This window comes from Syntrophotalea acetylenica (genome assembly GCF_001888165.1).
Classification (GTDB): Bacteria; Desulfobacterota; Desulfuromonadia; order Desulfuromonadales; family Syntrophotaleaceae; genus Syntrophotalea; species Syntrophotalea acetylenica.
Genome location: NZ_CP015455.1, coordinates 2,029,605 through 2,053,482, shown reverse-complemented (window position 1 = coordinate 2,053,482; position 23,878 = coordinate 2,029,605). Strand labels below are relative to the sequence as shown.

Below are 23,878 nucleotides of genomic sequence, written 5' to 3'. Positions count from 1 at the left end.
GCGCCCTTTCAGTCCAGCCGCTAGCCACCATTCATTATCCGGCTCGTCGCTGCTGAAGCTTTTTTCCACTCATCCGCCGATGGAGGAGAGGATTGCGCGACTGGAGGCGATGACTTATTCCAGGGATTACTTCAGCAGGCGGTAAAAAAATTCACCCATCATCAAACTTGAAAAACCCACCAAACGAACCGGTGGGTTTTTCTCATAGGCCAGGTTATTTGAGAAAAAGGGAGGTGCATAAAACGAGTGGCAAAAAACTTCTGCCTAACGAATGCAAGTTTTTTCGATGGACAGTTGGACGTCGCTGATATATTTCGTGTCGAACCCAACGGCACAAGAGGTGAGGTAATAATCCCATTTCCCCAAAAAGGCTTCATCGAAGCCGAGGCTCAAAATTTCTTCTTTTTTAAATGGAACTTTTTTTGCCAGGCGAGGAGCGTTTTTACATAGCTTTCACTGATGTCCTCGATGTCCTGCAACTTGAGTTTGTTGCGGGCAAGCTCTTTCTTGACCTGGCCTAACGAAAGGAGTTCCCCCCGGGAAAGATGTGCTTTTTGATGAATCCGGGATTCCTGAGGTATTGCCTGAACTGTGAATCGGGAATGGTGATTATCTGGTAGACCATTCTGCCGTTCGGTTTCAGCGAGGCCTCGCATCGTTCGATGAACAGGGGAACATATTTATGCCCTAATGCTTCCATCATCTCGATGGAGACAATCTTGTCATAGCTCCCTGTAATATCCCTGTAGTCAGCCAGGCGCAGATCGATATTCCGCAGCCTTTCCTTGGCATAGTGGTACTGCTCCCAAGAAATTGTAATGGTAGTGATCCTGCAGCCATAATGCTTCTGGGCAAATTCAGCGAAGCCTCCCCAGCCTGTACCTATTTCCAGAACATGGTCCGTTTTCTTGAGATCAAGCTTCTCACATATCCTGTGATACTTATTTTCCTGAGCTTCCTGAAGGGTCATGCCCTCATCGAACATTGCACAGGAGTAAGTCATCGATTCATCCAGCCAGAGCGAATAGAACTGATTAGACAGGTCGTAATGGCTTTGGATATTGCGCCTGCTCCCATTTTTTGTGTTCTTGTTCAGGCCGTGGTTTATTCTTCCCATGATTTTCGCCCATTCCATTTGGTAGAAGGGGGAGTGGTCCAAGGGAAGCTGGTCCTTGTTTTCAATAAACCAGGCCAGTAGCCCGTAGAGGTTGTCCGTCTCAAATTCTCCGAGAAAGTAAGATTCACCGAATCCAGTATCTCCATAGAGGATGACCCGCCTGAAAAAGCGTTTGTTTTTGACCTTTATGCGGACTTTTGGCCCATCGCCAAAGGTGTGCAGACCTTTATAGTCTATCTCGAGGGTACCTTTGAGATCTTTGCCTTTGAACAGACTGAAGAACACCTGCTTGAATATCATCTCAATCCTCTTATGATCTCATCATCGCTGGTGCTTTTATCCCTGAAACGGACCTTTTTAAGCCAGAGTTTCAAGGCCTGCCAGTGTATGAATATGATAGTAAAGAGCGGCACCATCGGGTAGCGCAGGAACAGCAAAAGGATCGACGTTGAGCTGAGCTGCCGACGGTCTCCGGCCAAAGAGGTTTTGAGTATGGCTTGTCCGTCTTTGACCGAGTTCACCTCCATCAACAAGGTCTCTGCCGGTTCTTCGAAAGACCAGGTGATTTCGGTGTCCATATCGATAAAGGGTGAGACATAGAAGTTTTTTTTCTGCTTGTCGCGGTGTCTCTTGTTGCCCGGAGTTAAGGCCGTATAAAAGAGTTTCTGATCTCTGTAGGTGTTGTTGACTTCTGAGAGTAGAACCCGTAGTTCGCCCTGCGCATCGTAGCAATAGTAGAAGCTCACCGGATTGAAAATATAGCCGAGATTCCTGAGACTGGTCAGCAAGCAGACCTTACCGAGTTCAAAATCGAAGCCCAGCTCCCCGAGAGTCTCCCGCACCCGTTCCTTGGTGCTCTTGCCAACATAATATTCCCTGGTGTAATCGAAAGTCGCGCGAGCTATGCGATCCCGCTTGCCTTTTTGGCGGACGAAAAGAAAGTGGTCATCGTCGTAAAAGCTCAGGAGATTCCAGCGGTTTTTGCCCAAAAGTTTAAAACGGTCGGCCAACAGGTCGATTTCATCGAGGTCGAGATAGAACATGTATATTTTGTAGGCGAATCTGTTTTTATTTGGCCTGTCGTGCTTGAGTCGGCAGACATAGGCGCACGAGTTCATTGCAATCTCCTGACCACGTCCATTCCGGACTTGCAGCCGTCCTCGTGGAAACCGTGTCGGAAATAGGCACCGGCGAAAAATATCCTGGTATCTTCGTTCAGTTCCTGCAGGCGTTTCTGCAGTTCGAAATTCTCGATGGTGAACAAAGGGTGATCATATTGAATGGTGCGGATGATCTTATCTTCCCGGATCTTTTGAAAAGGGTTGATGGAAACAAAATAGTTGGTCGGCGTCTTTGGTCCTTGAAGCATGTTCAGCCAGTATACGGTGGATGTCTTTTCTCCATCGATGATGTGATTCCAGCTTGACCAGACATCCCTCACAGGAGGCATCACAGCCTCGTCACAATGGAGCACGGCAAGGTTCTTATTGTAGCGGAACTTGCTAAGCAGTTCCTGTTTCTTTTCAGGCAGCCCTTTGGCAATGGCCAGACTTTCATCGGAATGGCAAGCCAAAATCACATAGTCGAACACATACGCTTGCCTGGCTGTTTCAAGTTGCATGGCCGAACCTTCTTTTACCGATAGCACCGGCTCATTGAGGTGAATGTCGAGTCCTGCGGCGATCTTTTTGGTATAGGTGTCGGACCCTCCCTTGACCGTGTACCACTGGAATTTTTTGCGGGCACTCAGCAACCCGTGGTTGTGGAAAAAAGGCAGGAGCAGCCCGATGGGAAACTCCTTGGTATCGGGGGTTGACCAGATAGCGGAGGACAACGGCACAATGAAGTTTTCGAGGAAGTAATCGGAGAGTCCGTTCTTTTTGCAGTATTCCCTGATCGATTCTGGATTATTCTTTTGCAGATCCCTCTGGCCGACCCTGAAGAATGTCTGGATTTCGCGCAGGAATTTCCAGTGCCTGGGCGACAGGAGGTTCCTCCTTTGCGCAAAGGGCTTATACCCTGTGTATTGGAGGCCGGTTCGAAGATTGTGGACAGCAAAAGACATGTCGCTTTTCCGGCGCTCTATACCGAGCTCTTCGAACATTTTGAGCAAATTCGGATAAGTGTGAAGATTGAAAACTATGAATCCCGTGTCGAGGGTAAAGCCGTCCATGCGATGCGTGTGGGTGTGACCGCCGAGGTAGTCGTTTTTCTCGAAGATCGAGATGTCGTACTTCCCTTTGAGGTAGTGTGCGCAGGTCATTGCTGAAATGCCGGATCCGACGATTGCAAGTTTCATGGCGCTCTTTCTAGTTGGTGGTTATTTTATGGGTCGCACCCGTCGCTTGTTTCTACGCTCCCTGATGTCGAGGATGACGGTGAAAATAGTCCACACACAGAGCAGGAAGAACAGGAAATAGGAGTCTTCCGTGATGATCATGATCTGGTCGCGGATGAGGAATGTTCCTGCGATGAGAAGTAGGTAATACGGGATGTTCAGCAGGCCGGCATAGAGGATTACCTTCTTGTGGGAACGCGAGACCCCGAGCTGAAACATGTAGAGGGCCAACAGGTTGATATGCAGCATGGCGAGCAACAACTCCTTGATCCGGAAGTCCCTCTGTTTCGTCTCTCGCAATGAGCCGAGCAGGTAATTGAGTGCAGCAGAGATAGTCACCGCGACAATGGAGACCATGGTCAGTACGATCACATTGCCCCAGGTAAAATCGTTAAGCAGTACGATGAGCACCGCGAAAAGCTGGCCCGGAAAATAAAAACCGACATATAGCGATGCTCTCGATCAAAATCACCAGGAACAGCAGCAGGAATGACCATTCCTGGTAAGCGCTGTCCAGCACCCGTAAAAAGAATGCCGGGTCCGGGATGATCTGCAATCTCTCAAGAATGAGAATCCCGGAATAAACCACAAGGCCTGAGAGGGGCACGAGGCTCTTCATTTGAAAAACCTGGGTATCATCGCAGGAGTCTCCCGTTTATAAGCCTGAAATGCCTGGTTGTCTGCATATCGTTCTTCCGCGGGCGGCACCCCCGAGACATATCGGAGCAGAAAGGTGATCAGAAGCCAACTTATGAACGCCCATAAGGAAACCTGTGCCGCCACGATACTCGCGCCCAGCCAGAATGCGCTCTCGCCGAAATAATTTGGGTGGCGGGAGTATTTCCATAGTCCCCGGGTCATGATCTGCCCTTTCTCCCTGGTCTTGATGAATGAGCGCAGTTGCAGGTCGCCGATCGTCTCATAGAGCAGGCCGAAGAGCGCGACAGCAGTGCCGGCGGCGGTGACCAGACCCAGTGGAGGAGGTGCGCTATTGACGAGAAAAATCGGGATGGCGATGATCATTACCAGCACTCCCTGGAGCACATAGATCTGGAAAAATGAGCGAAGATAAAAGTGCTGCCATTGCTCACGCCACCTGGCATAGCGCGGATCTTCGTCTTTTTTTATCCACTTTTTTGAAAGTATATAGGAAACAATCCGCATAGCCCACAGCGCAACAAGGATGGTAAACAGCACCTGGGAAGGCGTTCTCGTCTCCGAGCGATAGATGGCGTGGAGCGCAACCTGCAAAAAGCCCATCCCCCAGAAGACATCAGCTATCGAGTTGTCCTTGAGGACGATAGATAGCAGGAACAGCAAAGAATAGGTGACACAAAGGCCGGCGATGATTTCGATCATTATTTTAGGAATAGGCTCCTTGTGAAGAAACCAATAAAAGCGATAGCGGAGCAGAGGAACGTCCCCCATGCAATGTCGACGAGCACAAATTTAGTCGGATAGTTGGTGATGAAGGTAAGATTGGTCAAGTCATATATCGCGTAGGCTATGAAGCCAAAAACCGCTCCCATAAAAGCTGCTCTGCCGGCAGAGCCCGCAGGCGCCACCGCGAAGATGTAGGCACCGGCAGCTATGGCAAGCCAAGCCAGCAGTCCGACAGGAATGTTGGTTTGGATAGAGCCATCCTTCACCGAGATGAGCGACCCGAACTGGTCTATAATAAATTTCTTGGTAAGAATACCGAGCCAGATGTAATCGAGAATGATGATAGCGATGTACATGGCGAAGAGTACGCCGAAGGGCAAAAGGAGCTTCATGAAACCTCCAAGTGCGTTGGGGAAGATAAGCAGTTTTTTCTTTTCAGGTATCAGGGATGCATGACTTTATAATAGCATTTTGACCGTATTTGTACGTTTAACCTTAAATTTAACTGCTTAATTAGAATGGTCAAGTAGCCGCTCGGTTATTTGGTTTTCAAAAGAGCCATTTTCAAAATTCACAATTCAAAAATGAAAAAGCCCGGAAACTCGATAGGTTCCGGGCTAAAATGTACACTTTATGCGGGATGGTACGTCAGCGCTTGAGGTTGATCAGCTCGCTGAGCATTTCGTCGGTGGTGGTGATGACCTTGGAGTTGGCCTGGAAGCCGCGCTGGGTGGTGATCATCTTGACGAATTCGGCGGCCAGGTCGACGGTGGATTGCTCCAGGGCGTTGGTGAAGATATTGCCGAGTTCGCTGCCGGGCACGCCGATGCGCGGGGGGCCCGATTCGCCGGTAGTGGAGAACAGGCTGGCGCCTTCCTTGCGCAGGCCGCTGAAATTGGAGAATTTGGCCAGCACGATGCGCGATACCGCCATTTCCTCGCCGTTGGAATATTTGGCCAGCACGTTGCCTTCGTTGTCGATGGAGATATTGGTCAGGTTGCCGGCGCCATAACCGTTCTGGGTCTGGGAGATGACCTGGGAGTCGTTGGCGAACTGGGTGGTGTTTTCCAGGGCGAAATTGATGGTCTGGGGAGCGGTACCGGCTCCGAGAGTGAGGGGTCCGAGGGTGGCGGTGCCGCCGGAAATCTGTGCGCCGCTGGTGTCGAATATCAGGGTGTTGCCGGCGCTGGCGGAAGAATAGACCAGGCTGTTGCCTTCATCGACGACATTCCAGTCCCAGGTGTTGTCGGCGCTTTTCGTGAAATAGGTGGTCAGCAGGTGGGTGTTGCCCAGCGAATCGTAAATGGTCGCCGAGTTCGAATAATTGTAGGTTGCTGTGTCCGTCGGATCGAAGGGCGCGGTAATGATGGTCGAATTGGCATCCAGATTGGTGGCGAGGGTGATCTCGTCGGTCATTTTGGCCGGAATGCCGGCATTGATGTCGACCCGGATGTCGGAGGCGCCGGCGCTGGAAAGCAGGCCGTTGACATAGGGTTTGCCCTGCACGCGGTAGCCTTCAGCGTTGGTCAGGTAGCCATCGCCGTCGAAACTGAAGGACCCGGCGCGGGTGTAATACAGGCTCTGGCTGCCATCTTCGCGCACCACGAACAGACCCTCGCCCTCGATAGCCAGATCGGTCTGGGATTCGGTGGTTTCAAAGGTGCCCTGGCTGAACAGGTTGTCGACGGTCGACAAGCCGGTGCCGCGGCCGACCTGGGAGGCGCCGCCGGAGCCATTGACGGAACTGGCCAGCAGGTCGGAGAACACCGTGCGGCTCGATTTGAAGCCGACGGTATTGGTATTGGCGATGTTGTTGCCGATTACGGACATGGCCGTGCCGTTGGTGTTCATGCCGCTGATGCCGCTGTAAAGTGCGCTTGAAAGGGCCATTTTTTTCTCTCCTTTGTAAGGGATCGCGTCTGTCGGTCGGCGATCCGCGAACCTCCTGGAAAGGACCGGTTCGGTTAAGCGATAATAGCGCTGTCGATATGGGTAAAAACGTTGTTTTTAAGCTGGGACTGATTCATGACCGTGACCACCTGGCGGTTTTTGACGCTGACCACCAGCGCCGTGGTGTCCATCAACACCAGGGCGTCACGTCCGCCCTTGGCCTGCAGCTGATCGACCGCTTCGCCGAGTCGCTGGACATCCTGGTCGGAGAAGGTTATGTCGCGGCTGGCCAGGCGGTCCAGGGCGTGGCGGCTGAACCCCACCGGATTTGCCATCTGCCGGGACAGGGCCTGTTCAAACGCTTTGCCGGGGCTGCCGGTTGCGGGCCTGGCGGTTCTGTCCGGGGTGGAAAGCGGCCAGGCCGGTTGCGGAATGATGGTCAGCTGCTCGCCCATGTTATCCGTTCCTGACGCTGGTGATATTGCCGAGGCCGTAGTTCCCCAGGCCGGTAGCCAAGGTGCTGCCGCCGCCATCGAGATCGACGCCGGTGACCCGGGTCTTGAGCAGGGCCGTGCCGGAAGCGGTGCTCTCGCCATCGCGGCGGGTGGTGATGTTGAACTGATAATCGCCGGCAGGCAGTGCCGCTCCGGCAGCGGTGGCGCCGTTCCAGGTCATGAAATGTTCGCCGGCGGAAAGCTCCGTGCCCTGCAGGGTGGCGACGGTCTGGCCGTCGGCGTTCTGCACGGCGATCCGGACCTCGTCGACGTTGCCGGAAAGCCGATAGCCGAGGGTGACGGGTTCGCTGCCAAGGGTGAAGTTGTCGGACTGCACCACCACATCCCGCCCCATAAGTCCCAGCGCGGTAAGCTGCATCACGTTGCCGTTGGCTGTTTCCAGTTGCTGCAACTGGTCATTGACGGTAAACAGCTGCTCCAGCGAACTGTACTGGGCCAGTTGTGAGGTGAATTCGGTGGGGTCCTGGGGGTTGAGGGGATCCTGGTTCTGCAACTGGGTGACGAGCAGCAGCAGAAAATCATCCTTGCCCAGATTGTTCCCGCCGGTGAGGCTGCCGGTGGCGCTGCTGGCGGCAGCCTGGTTGATGCCGGAAATGCTTGTCATGGTGCGGACCTTTCTGGTTAAACCCTTAAGCTGAGACCGGAGGCCGTTGACGGCCGGTCGGCCGTTGCCGTCGCGGGGGCAACGGTAGCGTCCGGGTTGGCAACACCGGATCTTTGCCATGGGCCGTGTTGCGGTGCCCGCTGCTGATGTTCGAACATGCCCTGCTGATGCTGGCGCTGTCCGTCGACGCTGACCTGGACGCTGTCCAGGCGCAGCCCCTGCTGCTGCAGCGCTTCCTGCAGCCGCGGCAGATGTTTTTCGAGGATGTCGCAGACTTCGTGGGTCGCGGCCTGAAGATGCAGCTGGAGGCGGTCCTTTTCCTGCACCAGGTCGAGTTTTACCTGTCCCAGTTCCGCCGGGTGCAGTTCGATCGTGAGTTGCCGTTTCTCGCCAAGGTCCCGCAACGATGCATTGTCGATGACCTGCTCGATGACGGGTGCTTCGGGTACGCTGAAGAGGCTGGCGGCGGCCGTGGGTGTGACCTGTGCGGCAGTTGACGGTGCCGCGGCGGACGCTGCAAGGGACACGCTGCCGGCGATGGCCGCCTGTTCATTGGCTCCGGCCAGAATCGGGGCTTTTCCCGGGAGCGTCGCGGATGCGGCAAGATTTGCGCTGGCCGGCGGTGTCGCCATCGTTCCGGCCGTCAGGGGTGACGCGTCAACCACGCTCGGCGTGGCCATTGCAAAGGACGATTGTTCGGCGACAGCTGCCGGACGGATGCTTTTGCCGTTCAGGATTCCTGCGGTGCTCACGGGCCCGGGGTCCATCGCGGTTGTTTCCATCGGCTGCTTCAGGTGCGGTTCCAATATGCCTGTCGTCGCGACAGGCGATTGTTGAGTGAAGGGCGCTGTCGCAGCGCGTGGCATAAGCTGCGCAAAGCGGCTTTCTCCGAGGGGTGCTGCTTCGCCTTCCAGTGCTGCGGATCGGGCTGTCGGACCCTGTGCCGGGGTGCTGGAGATTGCTGCAAAAGGGTGGCCGGCTGCCATGGTCCGGAGTCGCGGCGTGGCCGGGTCTGTCAGGGCTTGCGGTGCCGGGGTCGCTTCGGCAGGTGCTGTCGCGTCGGCGCCGGCGGGCTGTCTGATTTTTTGGGGCCCGTCCCCATCAAGACGGGCGGGAACCGGCATATCCTGTCGCAGGGTGGCCGGGACCCTGGCCTTGGCATGTTGCATGGCGACCACGGTATCCTGGCTGCCGACGGTGACGGTGGGTTCCGCGATGGTGGCGGACGGAGCCCTATCCGCGGGCTGCCGGGAAGCAGGGATGGCAGCTTCAGGGTCGGTCATGGTGTTTCGCGAAGCACCGTCGCTGGTGTCAGGATCGGCTGCCGCAGGCGCCTCGGCCAGTGGTTCGGACCCGGCCATGGCCCGGATTTTTTGCTCGGCGATGGACGCGACAGCCATGCCGTCCGGCGCAATCCGTGCCATGACATTTTGCGGGACGCCATCGGCCTGCGGCGGATTCGGGACGCTGCAAGCTTGCGCCTCGGGCGGCAAAGGTTTGTCGGAGTTCTGGCGGCGCGTGGACAGGTGTTCGGGTTGGTATCCGTTTGCCGCATCGGCCGGCAGCGCCATGGAGGCTGCGTCGTCGCCATTTCCTGTGCCAGATGCTATGGCCGGGCCTTGCCCGGTCGCTGCCGGCGCGGTGAAAACGTAGGCCATGGCGCCGCTCGGCACCGGGTCGGGCTCCTGTTCCGGGGCCTGGAGGTTCTGGAGGTCTTTGGCCGGAAGTTGTGTTTCCGGCCGTTCCTCCGTGTCGCTGAGGGGTTTTGCCGCATCCATGACCGCAAGCTCCTGCTGCTGCGGGTTTTGCGGCTGAGCTGCGGATGCCGGTTGTGGGGTATTGGTGATGTGCGCGTCGGCAGCCGGTTCTTCGGCCGCAGCGGCGCTGGCTCGGGCAAGGGGATCCGTGCCGGGATCGTGGCTGTCCGCGGTGCGCTCGAGCAGATTCCGGAATGCATTCCCGGCGTTTCTTCCCGTCGCTCTTGGGCCGGTGGCCACCGGAGCGTTTTCGGACAGAATGACGGCTGGCATGTGCATGGGGTTTCACCTCCTTTCCTCAGGATTGGTGGTGGAAACCCGGCCCGGCCGCCTCAAACAGCGGGAGGGCTCAATCCCGCGCCAGGGCGGGAAAGGAAGTGCTCAGCCTGGCGGCGGTTTTCGCATCCAGGTTGTCCAGGATGCGGCCGGCGGCCTTGACCTTCATGTTTTGCAGGATTTCCACCGCAAGCTCGAGTTCCAGTCCCGCAAGAACGGATGCCGCATTGGCGGGATCCATTTTTTCGTAAATCTTGCTGAGGGCTTTGGCCTTGACCGCCTCCTGCGCGGTTTTGCGTTGCAGCAAGCGGCTGACCTCGGCGCGGGTCTTCTCAAGCTCGGTCAGTTTCTTATCGACCTCGGTCCTCAGGGTCTTTAGCTCCATTTCCCTTTTTTCCAGCGCCTGGGTGCGGGTTTTGAGATTTTTCAGTTCCATCTGGATGGCGGCTTCGATGCGGCGCTCGGCCACAGAACCTTGCGGGCTGTCGGTTTCCGGCGCGAAGGCGTTTTCCGCCAGGGTAAAAACAGGCCACCCGATAAACAAAAGGCTGGCGGCCCACAGGATGCGTGTCCGATGTGAAACGGTCATAGGCGATTTTTTCCGAGCCGCAGGGCAACTTCGTCCAGATGTACCATCTCCCGGCGAAGCATTTCCTGGCGGTGCTCGTCCTCCATTCTGGTCCTGAGTTTTTCCATCAGGGTTTTGTCCCGGCTGGCCTCGGTCAGGCAGGCGCGACGCTGCTCGCTCTGTGCTTGCAGTTCCCTGGCCTGGGCCTGCAGTTCCCTGAGCCTGGCCGCACGGCGCTTGAGACTGCGGTCGTAGATCAGCAGTTCCGCCCAATCCATGCCAAGGGCCTTTTTATCCTCGAATTCCTGTTGCAGCGCCTGCCGGGCCTGGCAGTGTTCTTCGATGACCTGCTGCAGAGCGGCTTCTTCCGCCAGGGCTTCGGCAAGGGCCTGCCGCGCCTGGTTTTCGAGCAGGGTGCGATGTTTGAGCAGCGGTTGCAGCTTGAAGGTAAAAGACATGACGGCCTCCCGCGGCGGCGGGCGTTACAAAGTGACTGAGGGCATGGCCGGGACCCGGCGCACCCCTAGCACAGACGAAGTTCCTTGAGCTGGGCGATGGTGGTTTGCAGATCCACCGGTTCGTGGACCCGCTGACGCAAAAATCCGTTAACCCGGTCGATATGGGCCAGCGCAAAATCGATTTTGGGATTGCTGCCTTTTTTGTAGGCGCCGATGTTGACGAGGTCCTCGGCTTCCTGGTAGGTGGCCAGCAGTTCCCGCAGCCGGCCGCCGTGTTCCTGGTGCTCCCGGTCGGTCACGGCGTTCATGACGCGGCTGGCCGAATGCAGGATATCGATGCAGGGATAATGATTTTTGGCGGCCAGCCGGCGCGACAGCACAATGTGACCGTCGAGAATCGAGCGCACCGCGTCGGCGATCGGTTCGTTCATGTCGTCGCCTTCCACCAGCACCGTGTACAACCCGGTGATACTGCCGCCGTCGCGGAAACTGCCAGCCCGCTCCAGCAGCTTGGGCAGGGTGGCGAACACCGACGGGGTATAGCCTTTGGTGGTGGGCGGTTCGCCGACGGCCAGGCCCACTTCCCGCATGCCCATGGCAAAGCGGGTCACCGAATCCATCATCAGCAGCACGTTTTGCCCCCGGCCGCAGAAATATTCGGCGACGGTGGTGGCGACAAACGCGCCGCGCATGCGCAGCAGCGGCGACTGGTCGGAGGTGGCCACCACCACCACGCTGCGCGCCAGCCCTTCTTCGCCAAGGTCCCGCTCGATGAATTCCCGCACTTCGCGGCCGCGTTCGCCGATCAGGGCGATGACGTTGACATCGGCCAGGGTATTCTGGGCGATCATCCCCAGTAAAGTGCTTTTGCCCACGCCGGAGCCGGCCATGATGCCCATGCGCTGGCCCTGGCCGCAGGTCAGCAGGCCATTGATGGCGCGAATGCCAAGATCGAGGGGGCGATCGATGGTGTCGCGCTCCATGGGCCCGGCCGGCAGGGCGTAAAGGGGCATTTCGGTGTCGCGGGGCAGGGGCGGGCCATTGTCGATGGGCTGGCCCATGGCATCGATCACCCGTCCCAGCAGGCCCTGACCCACCGGCAGCGCGGCGCTGTTGGAAACCACCCTGATGCGGCTGCCCGGGCCAAGCCCGCGCAGCTCGCCGAGAGGCATCAGCAGTGCCCGCGACTGGCGGAAACCGACCACTTCCGCCGGCACCGGCGGGCCACCGTCCCGCGGGATCAGTTCGCACAGGGTGCCGACGGAGGCGGCTGGGCAATAGCCTTCCACCACCAGTCCGACGATCTGGGTTATCTTGCCGCTGACCTGGATGGGGGCGAGCGTGTCGAGACATTCCAGCAGGCGGTTCATCAGCTCTGATCCAGGGTCGCGAGCAGGCTGCGATGAATCTGGTCGAGCTGCCCGTCGATGGTGGCGTCGACGTCGCCGAATTCCGATTCAAGCAGGCAGCCGCCACGGCCGACGGCCGGATCCGCCTGGAAGGAAAGGTTTTGCAGACCGTTGATGGCGGCCAGAAACAAAGGTTTACGCTCCGTCACAACCTCCAGATCCGCCGGATTCACCCGCACATGATAATAGTCTGCCCGCACTGCCATTTTGAGGGCTCTGTCGATGGTTTCGGCAATGATCCGCGGATTGACGCTGATTTCGGCATGCAGCACCTGGCGCACGATGGACATCACCAGCCGCAGCATGTCGTTGCTGCTGTTCTGCAGCAGGGAGCCGCGCATCTGGCTGACCTCCTCAAGGGCCTGGGCCAGCATGTCGCTGGCATGGCCGAATTGTTCTCGGGCTTCGCGAAGGGCGTCTTCGCGGCCCTGCCGATAGGCTGCCTCCAGGGCGCATCGGTTCTCCTCCTCCGATGCAGGAGCCGCCGCGCGCTGCTCCTGCGGCTCGATCGGGGGCGCGGGAGCGTGCGATGGCCGGGCCGCTTCGGCTTCCGGCGCCACGACCGGCTCGAAAGGGACGAAATTGTCCGCCGGCATGCCTTCGCCCAAATCCCGCAATTGCAGCCGTTTGAGATCCCGGGCGTCGCAGGGGTGAATCATTCTAGACAAGAGCATCCTGCCCACCTCTTCCCGGCAGCACTATTTTGCCGTCTTCTTCAAGCCGCAGGGCGATCTTGACAATCTCCTGCTGTATGGACTCGACCTCCGACAAACGTACCGGACCCATGGCTTCCAGGTCGTCCTGGATCATTTCCGCGGCGCGTTCGGAGATGTTGTCGAAAACCTTGTCCTTGAGGTCATCGGACGCCGATTTCAGGGCCATGGTCAGCTGTGTGTTGTTGACCTCGCGCAGCAGCACCTGCATGGTGCGGCCGTCCATTTTCGCCAGATCCTCGAAGGTGAACATCTGCTTGCGGATGTTTTCCGCCAGCATGCGGTCGGTTTTTTCGATATTGACAAGGATGCTGCGGTCGGCGCCGCTGCCCAGGTGATTGATGATCTCCACCGCCTTGCCGATGCCGCCGATCTGATGCTGTTCCTTGTGCGCCACAACACGGATTTCCTGCTGCAGGGCGCTTTCTATCTGGCCGAGCACCTCCGGCGATACCTTGTCGATTTTGGCGATGCGGAACATGATGTTCGATTGCGCCTCCTCCGGCAGAAAGCTGAGAATCTTGGCGGCGTGGTCGACCCGCTGGGTGGACAGGATGACGGCCACCGTCTGCGGCATTTCGCTGCCGAGCAGGCTGGCCACCATGCGCGGATCCATCATGGCGATGGTTTCCAGCGGGCGGGCACTCGATTCAAGCTGTTCCATGCCGATGGAGACCTGCGCCATGAGCTTTTTGGCGCGTTCCGCATTACCGCTGTTGGAAATCGCGTTTTTGACGAATTCGTTGCTGCGCACGAAAAAGCCGGTTTTGTTTTTCTGCGCCATGGCGAATTCCTCCAGGATCTGGTCCGATACCCTGGCCGGGATGTGGTCGATGGCGAGCATGCAGCGGCTTATCTCCCGTACCTCGCTGTCCGACAGGGTTTCGAAGACCTGGGCGGTTGCCTGCTCGCCCAGGGTGAGCAACAGCACCGCGGCTTTTTCCGCGCCGGTCATTTTCTTGATATCCATGCTGTGTCTTTCACGGTTTCAGGCGGCCAGCGGACCGCCGGGGTGTTTGCCTGGAGTTTCCGGATGGGTACTAGCTGTCCTTGAGCCAGGCCTTGATGATCTGCGCCGGATCGTTCTGCGAGGCAGCGCTGCCCGCCGGAAGGCTCAGCGGAGCTTCGCCGCGGGTGCTGCCGTCGGGCAGGCCGGCCATCTCCGATTCCAGTTGCTCCACGGTCTTGTAGTGCTCGATCATGCGTCCCTCGCTGCGCAGAATCTGCAGCAGCGGACGGATAACCAACAGGTAGAGCAGTCCCGCCGCCAGGCACAGCAGCGCGTATTTGAGTATCGGCGTGACCTGATGGACCCGCGTCCAGACCGACGGCTGCAGGGTGGGGTCGGTGCTGTAAGCGGTTTCGAAGGGACGCGAGATGACGGCGATCTGGTCACCCCGTTTCGGGTCGATTCCCAGCGCCCGGCTGACCATTTTTTCGATGGCTGCCAGTTCCTTGGCGTCACGCGGTTCGTAGACCGGCGCCTTTTCGGAGTCACCGGCGGCCTCCGTCAGTCGGTCGGCGACCAGCACCGCCACCGACAGGTTCTTGATGGAGCCCACCGGATCGACCTGTTTGCTGACGATCTTGCTGATTTCGTAATTGATGGTTTCGTCGCTGCGGCTGGTCGGGATGAAGGACGCGCCGCTCTGCTCGTTGTTGATGTTGGACTGCACTCCGGGCACGCCTCCGGCGCCGGCGATGCCGCCTTTTTCGGTGGTGGTATGCTCGCTGCGCACCGCGGTGGTGTCGGGATCGTAACTTTCTTCCATGCGTTCCCGCTGGGTGTAGTCGATGGCTGCCGTGACCTGCACCATGGAGTTGCCCATGCCCAGCGCCCGGTCGAGCAGCGCCTGGGCCCGCAGTTCGAGCCGTTGTTCGAGGTTCTGCTGATAGTCGAGCATGTTGGGCGCCATGCCGTTCTCGCCTGTCTGTTCGGAGGCTTTGGACAGCACCCGGCCATTGTCGTCGATAACCGCGACCTGTTCGGCGTCGAGCCCTTCCACGCTGCCCGCCACCAGGTTGACGATGCCGAGAATCTGGCCTTCCCGCAGATTCTGCCCGGCAGCGAGCTTGACAATCACCGAGGCACTGGCTTTTTGCTGCTGCTCGCGAAACAGGCGCTTTTCAGGCAACGCCAGATGCACCCGTGCCGCTTCCACCGGCGCCAGCGACGCGACGGTTCTCGCCAGTTCTCCCTGCAGAGCGCGCAGATAGTTGATTTTTTGAGCGAAATCGGTCATGCCGAAGCTCTGCTTGTCAAAGATCTCGAAGCCCACGCCGCCGCCGCGCGGCAAACCGCTACCGGCCAGGTCGAGACGGATTTCATGTACCTTGGCGGCGGGAATGAGAATGGCACGGCCGTTGTTTTCGAGCCGATAGGGTATTTTCTGTTCCTTCAGGCGCTCCAACACGGCGGCCGCGTCGGCGCTTTCGAGGTTGCCGAACAGCAGCTGATAATCGGCCTTGTTTGCCTGCAGGATAATGAGAGCAAAAAACACGACGCATGCCAGCACCACCCCGAGCAGGCTCAGTTGCCGTTTGCGGGGCCAGTGGCGAATGGTTTCGAGTAAGGTCGCAGGGGTGGTTTTTTCGCCCATGGGGCAAACCTTTCATAGTCGTGGATTTTCGCTGTCCGGAAAGTGATTCCCGGCGCCGCGTGCCACTGTCACGGATATGACAGCTCGCGGCGGATTCCGCACCATGCGGGCGCAAGGGGTGATTTCAGGCCGTGCCGCAGCGAACCATTCAGATCTGCATGCGCATCACTTCCTGATAGGCTTCGACGATCTTGTTGCGCATGTTCACCATCAGTCGCATGGAAATGCCGGCTTTTTCCATGGCGATCATGACCTCGTGAATATTGCGGGATTCGCCGGTCTGAAGCTTTTCAATGGCCTGGTTGGACTGGTTCTGGGCCTGCTCGACGTTATCGATGGCGTTGGCCAGCAGGTCTCCGAAGGAGGTTTCGGGGGGCCGGCCTGAAGCCGCGGTTTCGGCCGAGGCGGCCTGCGCGATGCGGGGGATTTCTCCGATATTTTTTATCATGATTGTCAGCGTCCTATGTCGAGGGCCTTGGTGGCCATGCGTTGGGCGGATTTGATGGCGGAGACGTTGGCCTCGTAATTGCGCGTGGCGGTCATCATGTCGACCATCTCCTCCATCACATTGATGTTGGGCAACGTCAGCATGCCGTTTTCGTCCGCGTCGGGGTGGCCTGGCTGGTACACGGTGTGGAAGGCCCGCGAGTTCGGCTGGATGCGGGCCACTTCAACGCCTTGCACGTCCTTGTCCATGGCTTGACGCAGGCTGTCTTCGAAAACGTTGCGGCTCGACTGGAACACCACGTCGCGTTTGCGGTAGGGGCCGCCTTCCGGCGTGCGGGTGGTACCGACATTGGCCAGGTTGCCGCTGATCACGTTGAGACGGGTCTGTTGCGCGGCCAGGGCCGAGGCGCTGACCTGCATCGCTGTAAAAATATCCATGCTGCTGCTCCTTTAGCGGCCGTCCTGACAGACGTATTTGAGGGTCGCCAGTTTTTTGCTGATGATCTGCGCGGAGGTTTCGTACAACAACTGGTTTTCGCTCTGGGCGATCAGTTGCTTGTCGAGATCCACCCCGTTGCCGTCCATGCCGACACCGCGATCGGCACGCCGCTCCGTGGTTCCTTCGAGGTTGTCGATGCGGTTCGCAACGATCGGGATGTGCCGCGGGTGCGGTTGTGCCTGCGGTTGCGGCCGGTTTTCCAGGGCTTTTGCCAGGTCCTTTTCAAATGACATGCGGGCCGGAATGTAACCCGGTGTTTCGGCGTTGGCGATGTTGGAAGCGATCAGCTCCTGCTGACGTTGGCGAAGGTCAAGAACCTTGCCAAGCATCTGGATGGTGCGGTCGAACAGTCTGATTTCAGGCATGGTAAGCACCTTTTTTCATGGGAAAACAGCCGAGGAAGCATCCAATTCATTTTTGAGCGGCGATAGCGTCGCGGGCCAGTCGGGCCCAGAAGGAATTATTTCCGTTTTCGGTCAGTCGGGCGAAAAGCTTTAGGGCCAGGCGCCGCTCGCCGGTGCGCAGTTTGATCTGGGCGCAACGATAGGTCGCCTGTTCGGCGTATTCCTCGTGCTGGCGTAACCCCTCGTAAAGGGGATACGCTTCTGCCTCGTGCGCGGCATGGAAAAGCGCTTCGGCTCGCAGCAGCTGTCCGTCGGCGGTGTGGTCCAGCAGCGGCGGCTGATCGATGATGTCTTGGGATGCGCCGCGTTTCCAGTGAATGCGGGCTCCCTGCAATGCGATGGTTTCAGTGAGCGGCTGCCGGGCCTGCTTCAGCAAAGCGGCCGCTTCGTCCAGGCGTTTGGATTGTTCCAGAGCCGCGAGCTGCAGCTCGAACAGCTTGTCCCGCTGTTTGCCGTGACTGAACTTTTGCAGGTAGCGCTCCGCCAGTGAGGCGGCCATTGCGTATTGACCCCGATCGATCAACAGCTGTACCAGGGGCAAATAAGCAGCTTCGTCCTGACTGCCCGCTGGGCCACGATCGATCATGAAATAGTAGCTTTTACAGGCCTTTTCCCATAATCCGAGCCGTCTGTAGGCCTGTGCCAGGGCGGGCAGAAAAGGCCATGAGAGATTGCCGTCGATCAGCAGTTCTCGATTTTCTTCCACCAGAGTTACGGCTTTCATGTCCTGTCCGTTGCGGATCAGATTTTCGATCAGCCGCGGCAGGATTTCCGATAACAGGGCAGTGGCCTCTTTCCGCAGGGGGCCGCCGGCAAAATTGCGCAGGAAACCCTGCAACAGCCGGGCGGCTTTTTCCGGCTGGCGGTGCAGGTAATGTACCAGGGCCTGCTTCAGCGCGGCTTCTTCACGCAGTGGCCGCAAAGGCGCATGACGGGCGATGGTAGCGTAGTCCCTGGCGGTTTGCAGGAAATCGGGGTTCCGGTCGCTTGCCATGCGGTGGTCGAGCAGTGCCAGCCAGGCCCGGAAACCCGGCTCGCTTCCCTCGAAGTTGTCGCGAAGCTGTTCGAGGATTACCAGTGCTGTTTTCAGATCATTGTCGAGATATGCGGCCCTGGCGGCATAGAACAGGGCCTTGCCCCGACCTGTCGGAGTGCGCAGTTGCTTTTCGAGCAGCGTGAAAAGATTTCCAGCTTGCCGGTATTGTCCGGATTTCAGGCTGGCCAGCCCCGCATGATAACGGATATCGGCGTACTTCGCCCAGTGGTCGGAACGGGAAAACAGGCGGCGGAAGAGCTGCTCGGCCTGTCCGGTTCTGCCGGTTGCGGCCAGGGCTTGGGCGCGCCGCCACTGGACCGGGCGTTGCAGGGCGACCGGCCATTTCTGCACCGGTTCCTCCAGGATTCCGCAGGCCTCTTTGCACCTGCCGATGGTCAAGAGCAGTTCGGCCTGGAGCAGACGCGCCTGGGGTGTCAGGTGGGATTCGCCCGGTTTCCGCTCCAGCAGCAAGGACAGGGTACAGCGCGCCTGGTAGGGCAGGCCACAGCGCGCTTCCGCCACAGCCTGGAGATAGGTGGCGCGGTCCGCCAGGGGTTCGTGGTCGCCGGGCCGGTGCGCCCCCTGCTTTTCAAGCACCCTCAGTGCCTGACGGGGCTGCCCGGTCCGGAGCAGGGTTTCGGCGTGCAGCAGGAGCCGTGGGTGCGATGGGCTGGCGGGCGAGTTCTGCAGCTTTTTGGCGAGCGCCTGCCAGTGGCCGGCGTTGGCCATCTGCAGCAGTTGGTTGAGGCTGTTGTCGACGGGGTTGGCCGCCAGTGGCGGCAGCGGCGGCAGCGTCGCTCGGAGCGGAATGCTGATTTCGAGAGGCGTGGCAAAGGTGCGGAAAAAATCCTTCCAGTGCCCGGCATAGGCCGAAGACTGCTGCAAGGTGGCGATACCTTGCAGGGTTTGGTGCGCTGCGGGCATGCCGCTGAGCTGAAAAGCGATGGCGGGACGGTGTTTATCGTCGGGCCGCCAGCGGATGTCGAGAGTGATCTGGCCTGTTGTCGCGGATCTGGTGGCTGAAACCTGTGCCGGTATTTTGCGCAGCAGGATGGAAACCAGAAGCTCCTGCGGCTTGCCGGCAAACAGGACCCGGACGATCTTGTCGTCTTCTGGCAGGGTTTTGAGGGAAGCAGCGACGCTTGTTTGGTGCAGCAGCAAATCGACACGCTGACCGGATGTTTTAAGCTGAAATCCCGGCAGTTTCGAGAAGCCGAACAGTAAGCGCGACTGATCGAACTCATCGGTTCGCTCCATGCTCTGCAGCACGTAATCACCGGCGGCCGCTGCGGGCAACGCTGTGACGATGCAGATTATGAGAGTGATGAGCAGTTGCCGCTTTGCCATAATGGATCCGGAGGTTGCCTTGGTCAGGGGTTGAAGTGCGCCTGTCGGGCTCGTGGTGGGTTTATTTTGCGATTATTGTGCCAAACATTAACTTGTTGAAATACAAGTGTAATTTTTCACAAGCTGCTGCTTGTTGCACGCTGCCTGGGGTGGTGGACAAGTTTTTGACATGGACAGGTGTGGCACAGGCGCAGGTGGGGCGCAACATGAGTGGGGCGGGGCAGCTGTCGTCCGTGTACGGCGGGGCTGGCGTATCGCCAAAACCCTCCGGGCACGGCGGAAACAGCGTGATGATTAAAAGTTCCGGGAATTCATTGAATGTGGCGTGAAATTTGAAGTATCATCGGCGCGCCGGTTTATCCCCGCGACCGATTCCGGCTTGTTCCGATTCCGTTTGGTGCGGGATGGCTTTGGAATCAGGTGGAAGAATACCCCATCAGAGAGGCATCGATGAGTACTGATTTTTTATCAGAACAGGCTGAAATTGTTAATGAATTTCTTATGGAGAGCCGGGAGATGCTGGACCAGCTCGAACCCACCATTATCGAGCTGGGTCAGAGCTGTCAGGCTGTCGACTGCTGGTCGGCCAAGGGATGCCCGCATACCGCCTGTCAAAGATATGGTCGGTCTGTTGACATTCCCTGCTGGTTGCATGCCGGCTATATTGAAGGCGGCAATCAGTCCTGCATCCATGCTTCTTCCGCCGAGGAATGCCGTTCGTGCCCGGTGTTTCAGTCGATTAACGGTCACGGCGAAACCATGAATGCCATTTTCCGGCTGTTTCATTCCATGAAGGGCAGTGCCGGGTTTCTGGAACTCAACAATATCGCTCATGTCGCCCACGCCGCGGAGAGTCTGCTGGATCTGATCCGTGCCGGGAAAATCCAGATGCTGCCGGAACACGTCCAGTACCTGTGCCAGTCCTGTGATTTCGCCCGCGAGGCCATGGATCATGTCGAGCATGCCCTCAACGACCAGGACATGGAAGCATCTGCCACTTATATTTCGGAATTGCTCGCCCGGGCCGCCGAGGATGCGCTTTCCGCCATCCGCCAACAGGGTGCGGGTGCTTGCGCGGCAACTGTTGCGGCCTGCGACGAGGCCGCCGAAGCCGTTGCCCCCGATAATGCCGAACTCGATGAGCTGATGCAAATGCTCATTTCACCCGAGATGCTGGAACGCTTCGTACAGGAAGCTGACGAGTTGCTGCAGAATGTCGAGCAGGGTCTGTTGGCCTGGAGTGATGACAAGCTCGATGCCGAAGGCATCGCCGAGTTGTATCGCAATGTGCACAGCTTCAAGGGAAACAGCGGTTTTTTCAGTTTTCGCGACATGGAAAAGCTGACCCACCAGATGGAAAGCCTGCTCGATGTGGCCAAGGAGGGAGGCGACTTTCCCAATGGCTCTCCCGCCGAAGCCCTGCTCGGCTGTCTTGACGCCTTGCGTGCGGCGGTTGCCGATATTTCGCAGGGCGGCAAGGGCGAGATCGAAAATGTTCAGGTGTATCTTGAGCTTCTTTTTCGCCATGTGCCCGACAGCGAGTCTGGGGAACTCTCCGCTGAGGCCTGCGGTTCCGCCAGTGCCGGCGGGCGACTTCCGGAAACCGCTTTGCAGGAATCGCCGGCTTCGGAAACGGCTGCCGGGCACGGCAATGAGGACTCGAATCCGGTACCCGCTTCGCCACGGCTGATCGGGGAAATTCTCGTCGAGGAAGGGCTTGCCAGCGAGGAAGAGATCGAGGAAATCATCGAAGAACAGCGCAAGCCCCTGGGCGAGTTGCTGGTGGCGCGCGGCAAGGTGCAGCCGGAGGCTTTGGCCAAGGCCCTTGAGATTCAGAAGTCCGGCGCATCCACGGCTGCCAAAGCGCCCGTTGCGCAGTCCGCCGGCAAAGCCAAACCGGCGGCCATGAACCGCCAGGATATCCGTGTCGATCTGGCAAAACTCGACGATCTGATCAACCTGATCGGGGAGATGGTTATTGCCGAAAACATGCTGCTGCGCAGCCCTGACCTTGAGGGACTGGAGCTCGACAATTTCAGCAAGGCCGCCCAGCAGATGAGCAAAATCGTTCGTGATCTGCAGGAAATGGCCATGATTATCCGCATGGTCCCTGTTTCCGGATTGTTCCGGCGCATGATCCGATTGGTGCATGACCTTTCGGTCAAATCCGGGAAAAAGGTCGATCTGCAATTATACGGCCAGGAAACCGAGGTCGACAAGACGGTCATCGAGCAGATCACGGATCCGCTGGTGCATCTGTTGCGCAATTCCCTTGATCACGGGTTGGAGACCCCGGCCGAACGTCTGGCCAGCGGCAAGGCCGAAAAAGGAGTCGTCAAACTTTCCGCCCGCCACCAGGAAGGGGAGGTCTGGATCGAGGTCGAAGACGACGGCCGGGGTCTGAACCGGGAAAAGATCCTTGCCAAGGCCATCGGCAAGGGGCTGGTGGCTGGCGACGGCAGTCATCTGAGCGACAAGGAAATCTACAATCTCATTTTCCAGCCGGGCTTCTCGACCGCTGACAAGATCACCGACGTATCCGGCCGCGGGGTCGGCATGGACGTGGTTAAAAAAAACCTGGAAAAAATCAAGGGCAAGATCGAGGTACACAGCAACCCCGGACGCGGTTCCCGCATGACCCTGCGTATTCCGCTGACCCTGGCCATCATCGACGGCATGCTGGTACGGATCGGCGCCTCCCGCTGCATCGTGCCGCTGTTGGCGATACGGGAAATTTTCCGGCCGACGCCGGAGGATATTACCGTCATGCCCGACGGACTGGAGCTGGCGCGGGTGCGGGAAAGCTTTCATCCGGTGATTTATCTTGACCGGCTGCTCGACGAGCCCGCGGATTACAACACCATCGAGGATGGTGTGCTGATCGTGCTGGAATACCAGGATAAATTCCTGTGCCTGCTGGTCGACGAGATTCTCGGTCAGCAGCAGACGGTGATCAAGGGACTGTCCGACTATATCGGCAATGTGCGGATCGCTTCCGGGTGCACCATTCTCGGCAACGGCGAGGTCTGTCTCATCCTGGATGTGGCCACGCTCATCGAGGAGCACGTGGGTCAGCGGCATCTGCAGATCCAATAACGTGTTTCCGGATATTCGGCTGCGATAGCTCGCGTCGTCGTCACGGTTTTTATTAAAAGGAGATTGGATGGTATGACTGCTGGAATGGATTGGGATGTTGCCGCCAGAGCGGATGTTTCCTCTGAAGACACCCTGCACGGGAAATTTCTGGTATTCAAGGTCGGCAATGAGGACTTTGGCATTGAAATCCGTCATGTCACCGAAATCGTCGGCATTCAGAAGATCAATGAAGTGCCCGATCTGCCGGGGTACATGAAGGGAGTCATCAACCTGCGCGGCAAAGTCATTCCGGTGATGGATATCCGATCCAGATTCGGTATGGTCGGCCGGGAATACGATGAACGTACCTGCATTATCGTGGTGCATGTGGAAAGCGGCACCGCGGGCCTGATTATCGATCAGGTCAAGGAGGTTACGGAAATCGCCGATGGCCAGATCGAGCCCCCGCCGGCGGGAGCCGGGCGTTCCGGCCAGTATGTGCAGGGACTCGGCAAGGTCAATGATGAAGTCAAGATCCTTCTGGACGTACAGAGACTGTTTTATGTCTGATGCGTTAATTGCAGGCCAGGCCGCTTTTCCTGACAGCGGCATGCTCATGAGCATCTCCGACGAGGAGTTCGGTTTGCTGCGTTCGCTGATCTATCAGCGTTTCGGAATCAATCTGACGGATCAGAAACGGTCTTTGCTGGTCGGCAGGCTGCAAAAGATCCTTCGGCAAAGCGGCCATGCCAGTTTCAAAAGTTACTATGAGGCGTTGCTGGAGGATAAAACCGAGCAGGCGCTGAGTTTGCTGGTCGATCGTATTTCGACCAACCACACCTATTTTTTTCGGGAAAAGTCGCATTTCGAGTTTTTCAGCGATACCGTATTGCCGCAGCTTGCAACAGCTCTGGAGCAACGGGGCAGCCGCGACATCCGTATCTGGTGCGCCGGCTGCTCCAGCGGTGAAGAAGCGTACATGCTGCTGATGCTGCTGCGCGAGTTTTTCGGCAACAGGTATTGCCAGTGGGATGGCGGCATACTGGCCACCGATATTTCCTCCCGGGTTCTGGATATCGCCCGGCGCGGCATCTATCCGCGGGACCGGGTCAAGATGCTGCCCGAATCGCTGCTGCGCAAGTATTTTCGCAGTTTGTCCGACGGCCAGTACGAAGTGGTGCCGGAGTTGCGACAGGAGGCAACTTTTCGGCGGTTCAATCTCATGAATGACGTTTTCCCGTTCAAAAAGCCTTTTCATGTCATTTTCTGTCGCAATGTGATGATTTATTTCGACGACCCGACGCGCAAGGCCCTGGTGCAGAAGTTTCATCGGCATACCGCCGAAGGCGGCTACTTTTTTCTGGGGCACTCGGAAACCCTGGGACGGGGCCAGAATCTGTTCAGATATCTGGCTCCCGCCGTCTACCACAAACAGTGATCCG

Annotated in this window: 24 protein-coding genes and 1 pseudogene; 5 read left to right on the top strand and 20 right to left on the bottom strand. The window is 58.0% G+C overall.

The annotated features are described in order from the left end of the window. Positions 1-13: 13 nt before the first annotated feature. Positions 14-145: pseudogene (locus A6070_RS16725) on the top strand (protease HtpX); the annotation flags it as partial. A gap of 372 nt (positions 146-517) precedes the next feature. On the opposite strand, the gene A6070_RS09470 reads toward A6070_RS16725, so the two are convergent. The 20 genes from A6070_RS09470 to A6070_RS09370 form a co-directional block, all read right to left on the bottom strand. Then, positions 518-1,417 carry an SAM-dependent methyltransferase gene (locus A6070_RS09470; protein WP_072502070.1) on the bottom strand — a complete coding sequence of 300 codons (900 nt, stop codon included), beginning with the start codon at positions 1,415-1,417 and terminating at the stop codon, positions 518-520. Continuing rightward, positions 1,414-2,235 carry a DUF1365 domain-containing protein gene (locus A6070_RS09465; protein WP_072285530.1) on the bottom strand — a complete coding sequence of 274 codons (822 nt, stop codon included), beginning with the start codon at positions 2,233-2,235 and terminating at the stop codon, positions 1,414-1,416. Before A6070_RS09465 ends, A6070_RS09470 begins: the two co-directional genes overlap by 4 nt. Next, positions 2,232-3,416 carry an NAD(P)/FAD-dependent oxidoreductase gene (locus A6070_RS09460; protein WP_072285529.1) on the bottom strand — a complete coding sequence of 395 codons (1,185 nt, stop codon included), beginning with the start codon at positions 3,414-3,416 and terminating at the stop codon, positions 2,232-2,234. The genes A6070_RS09465 and A6070_RS09460 overlap by 4 nt, the downstream gene beginning before the upstream one ends. A 21-nt stretch (positions 3,417-3,437) precedes the next feature. Next, complete coding sequence (locus A6070_RS09455; protein WP_145926328.1) at positions 3,438-3,866, bottom strand: hypothetical protein; 429 nt, start codon at positions 3,864-3,866, stop codon at positions 3,438-3,440. Positions 3,867-4,070: 204 nt separating this feature from the next. Further along, complete coding sequence (locus tag A6070_RS09445) at positions 4,071-4,814, bottom strand: DUF1295 domain-containing protein (protein ID WP_072285526.1); 744 nt, start codon at positions 4,812-4,814, stop codon at positions 4,071-4,073. Continuing rightward, on the bottom strand, positions 4,814-5,230 hold the full coding sequence (locus A6070_RS09440; RefSeq protein WP_072285525.1) for a DUF2177 family protein: 417 nt from the start codon (positions 5,228-5,230) through the stop codon (positions 4,814-4,816). Before A6070_RS09440 ends, A6070_RS09445 begins: the two co-directional genes overlap by 1 nt. A 256-nt stretch (positions 5,231-5,486) precedes the next feature. Further along, a complete protein-coding gene (locus A6070_RS09435; protein WP_072285524.1) occupies positions 5,487-6,728 on the bottom strand; it encodes a flagellar hook protein FlgE in 1,242 nt (413 codons plus the stop codon). 74 nt (positions 6,729-6,802) lie between these two features. Next, the gene (locus tag A6070_RS09430; protein ID WP_072285523.1) at positions 6,803-7,183 is read right to left on the bottom strand and encodes a TIGR02530 family flagellar biosynthesis protein; all 381 of its coding nucleotides are present in this window, start codon (positions 7,181-7,183) and stop codon (positions 6,803-6,805) included. A gap of 1 nt (position 7,184) precedes the next feature. Continuing rightward, positions 7,185-7,847, bottom strand: a complete 663-nt coding sequence (locus A6070_RS09425) for a flagellar hook assembly protein FlgD (protein ID WP_072285522.1) — start codon at positions 7,845-7,847, stop codon at positions 7,185-7,187. 17 nt (positions 7,848-7,864) lie between these two features. Next, positions 7,865-9,883: a flagellar hook-length control protein FliK gene (locus A6070_RS09420; RefSeq protein ID WP_072285521.1), complete on the bottom strand. Its 2,019-nt coding sequence runs from the start codon at positions 9,881-9,883 to the stop codon at positions 7,865-7,867. A 70-nt stretch (positions 9,884-9,953) separates the two neighbouring features. Further along, entirely contained in the window at positions 9,954-10,469 is a 516-nt protein-coding gene (locus tag A6070_RS09415; RefSeq protein WP_072285520.1) for a MotE family protein, read from the bottom strand. Continuing rightward, on the bottom strand, positions 10,466-10,906 hold the full coding sequence (fliJ, locus tag A6070_RS09410; protein ID WP_072285519.1) for a flagellar export protein FliJ: 441 nt from the start codon (positions 10,904-10,906) through the stop codon (positions 10,466-10,468). Before fliJ ends, A6070_RS09415 begins: the two co-directional genes overlap by 4 nt. 65 nt (positions 10,907-10,971) lie before the next feature. Next, complete coding sequence (locus A6070_RS09405; RefSeq protein ID WP_072285518.1) at positions 10,972-12,276, bottom strand: FliI/YscN family ATPase; 1,305 nt, start codon at positions 12,274-12,276, stop codon at positions 10,972-10,974. After that, on the bottom strand, positions 12,276-12,974 hold the full coding sequence (locus A6070_RS09400) for a FliH/SctL family protein (protein WP_072285517.1): 699 nt from the start codon (positions 12,972-12,974) through the stop codon (positions 12,276-12,278). The genes A6070_RS09405 and A6070_RS09400 overlap by 1 nt, the downstream gene beginning before the upstream one ends. Before the next feature lies 1 nt (position 12,975). Beyond that, positions 12,976-13,998 (bottom strand): flagellar motor switch protein FliG, encoded by a 1,023-nt coding sequence (gene fliG / locus A6070_RS09395; RefSeq protein ID WP_083558409.1) that lies wholly within the window; start codon positions 13,996-13,998, stop codon positions 12,976-12,978. A gap of 70 nt (positions 13,999-14,068) precedes the next feature. Next, positions 14,069-15,628: a flagellar basal-body MS-ring/collar protein FliF gene (gene fliF / locus A6070_RS09390; protein ID WP_072285516.1), complete on the bottom strand. Its 1,560-nt coding sequence runs from the start codon at positions 15,626-15,628 to the stop codon at positions 14,069-14,071. 148 nt (positions 15,629-15,776) lie between these two features. Next, positions 15,777-16,076 carry a flagellar hook-basal body complex protein FliE gene (fliE, locus tag A6070_RS09385; RefSeq protein ID WP_145926327.1) on the bottom strand — a complete coding sequence of 100 codons (300 nt, stop codon included), beginning with the start codon at positions 16,074-16,076 and terminating at the stop codon, positions 15,777-15,779. 5 nt (positions 16,077-16,081) lie between these two features. After that, on the bottom strand, positions 16,082-16,513 hold the full coding sequence (gene flgC, locus A6070_RS09380) for a flagellar basal body rod protein FlgC (protein WP_072285514.1): 432 nt from the start codon (positions 16,511-16,513) through the stop codon (positions 16,082-16,084). 12 nt (positions 16,514-16,525) lie between these two features. Continuing rightward, the gene (flgB, locus tag A6070_RS09375; RefSeq protein ID WP_072285513.1) at positions 16,526-16,939 is read right to left on the bottom strand and encodes a flagellar basal body rod protein FlgB; all 414 of its coding nucleotides are present in this window, start codon (positions 16,937-16,939) and stop codon (positions 16,526-16,528) included. A gap of 46 nt (positions 16,940-16,985) precedes the next feature. Continuing rightward, a complete protein-coding gene (locus tag A6070_RS09370) occupies positions 16,986-19,361 on the bottom strand; it encodes a tetratricopeptide repeat protein (RefSeq protein ID WP_072285512.1) in 2,376 nt (791 codons plus the stop codon). Positions 19,362-19,396: 35 nt separating this feature from the next. Between A6070_RS09370 and A6070_RS15390 the strand changes: the two genes are divergently transcribed. From A6070_RS15390 to A6070_RS09355, 4 genes are all read left to right on the top strand, one after another. Beyond that, the gene (locus A6070_RS15390) at positions 19,397-19,690 is read left to right on the top strand and encodes a hypothetical protein (protein WP_145926326.1); all 294 of its coding nucleotides are present in this window, start codon (positions 19,397-19,399) and stop codon (positions 19,688-19,690) included. A 121-nt stretch (positions 19,691-19,811) separates the two neighbouring features. Beyond that, positions 19,812-22,457, top strand: a complete 2,646-nt coding sequence (locus tag A6070_RS09365; RefSeq protein WP_072285511.1) for a chemotaxis protein CheA — start codon at positions 19,812-19,814, stop codon at positions 22,455-22,457. A gap of 72 nt (positions 22,458-22,529) precedes the next feature. After that, on the top strand, positions 22,530-23,006 hold the full coding sequence (locus tag A6070_RS09360) for a chemotaxis protein CheW (protein WP_201257959.1): 477 nt from the start codon (positions 22,530-22,532) through the stop codon (positions 23,004-23,006). Next, positions 22,999-23,874 carry a CheR family methyltransferase gene (locus A6070_RS09355; RefSeq protein ID WP_083558408.1) on the top strand — a complete coding sequence of 292 codons (876 nt, stop codon included), beginning with the start codon at positions 22,999-23,001 and terminating at the stop codon, positions 23,872-23,874. Before A6070_RS09360 ends, A6070_RS09355 begins: the two co-directional genes overlap by 8 nt. The last annotated feature ends 4 nt before the right edge of the window (positions 23,875-23,878 follow it).

Coding starts and splice junctions, on each gene's coding strand:
- A6070_RS09460 (WP_072285529.1), bottom strand. CDS start 3,416: ATGAAACTTGCAATCGTCGGATCCGGCATTTCAGCAATGACCTGCGCA.
- A6070_RS09465 (WP_072285530.1), bottom strand. CDS start 2,235: ATGAACTCGTGCGCCTATGTCTGCCGACTCAAGCACGACAGGCCAAAT.
- A6070_RS09405 (WP_072285518.1), bottom strand. CDS start 12,276: ATGAACCGCCTGCTGGAATGTCTCGACACGCTCGCCCCCATCCAGGTC.
- A6070_RS09470 (WP_072502070.1), bottom strand. CDS start 1,417: ATGATATTCAAGCAGGTGTTCTTCAGTCTGTTCAAAGGCAAAGATCTC.
- fliE (WP_145926327.1), bottom strand. CDS start 16,076: ATGATAAAAAATATCGGAGAAATCCCCCGCATCGCGCAGGCCGCCTCG.
- flgC (WP_072285514.1), bottom strand. CDS start 16,513: ATGGATATTTTTACAGCGATGCAGGTCAGCGCCTCGGCCCTGGCCGCG.
- A6070_RS09415 (WP_072285520.1), bottom strand. CDS start 10,469: ATGACCGTTTCACATCGGACACGCATCCTGTGGGCCGCCAGCCTTTTG.
- A6070_RS09365 (WP_072285511.1), top strand. CDS start 19,812: ATGAGTACTGATTTTTTATCAGAACAGGCTGAAATTGTTAATGAATTT.
- A6070_RS09420 (WP_072285521.1), bottom strand. CDS start 9,883: ATGCACATGCCAGCCGTCATTCTGTCCGAAAACGCTCCGGTGGCCACC.
- A6070_RS09445 (WP_072285526.1), bottom strand. CDS start 4,814: ATGATCGAAATCATCGCCGGCCTTTGTGTCACCTATTCTTTGCTGTTC.
- fliF (WP_072285516.1), bottom strand. CDS start 15,628: ATGGGCGAAAAAACCACCCCTGCGACCTTACTCGAAACCATTCGCCAC.
- fliG (WP_083558409.1), bottom strand. CDS start 13,998: ATGGATATCAAGAAAATGACCGGCGCGGAAAAAGCCGCGGTGCTGTTG.
- A6070_RS09435 (WP_072285524.1), bottom strand. CDS start 6,728: ATGGCCCTTTCAAGCGCACTTTACAGCGGCATCAGCGGCATGAACACC.
- A6070_RS09360 (WP_201257959.1), top strand. CDS start 22,530: ATGACTGCTGGAATGGATTGGGATGTTGCCGCCAGAGCGGATGTTTCC.
- flgB (WP_072285513.1), bottom strand. CDS start 16,939: ATGCCTGAAATCAGACTGTTCGACCGCACCATCCAGATGCTTGGCAAG.
- fliJ (WP_072285519.1), bottom strand. CDS start 10,906: ATGTCTTTTACCTTCAAGCTGCAACCGCTGCTCAAACATCGCACCCTG.
- A6070_RS09370 (WP_072285512.1), bottom strand. CDS start 19,361: ATGGCAAAGCGGCAACTGCTCATCACTCTCATAATCTGCATCGTCACA.
- A6070_RS09430 (WP_072285523.1), bottom strand. CDS start 7,183: ATGGGCGAGCAGCTGACCATCATTCCGCAACCGGCCTGGCCGCTTTCC.
- A6070_RS09425 (WP_072285522.1), bottom strand. CDS start 7,847: ATGACAAGCATTTCCGGCATCAACCAGGCTGCCGCCAGCAGCGCCACC.
- A6070_RS09400 (WP_072285517.1), bottom strand. CDS start 12,974: ATGATTCACCCCTGCGACGCCCGGGATCTCAAACGGCTGCAATTGCGG.
- A6070_RS09355 (WP_083558408.1), top strand. CDS start 22,999: ATGTCTGATGCGTTAATTGCAGGCCAGGCCGCTTTTCCTGACAGCGGC.
- A6070_RS09440 (WP_072285525.1), bottom strand. CDS start 5,230: ATGAAGCTCCTTTTGCCCTTCGGCGTACTCTTCGCCATGTACATCGCT.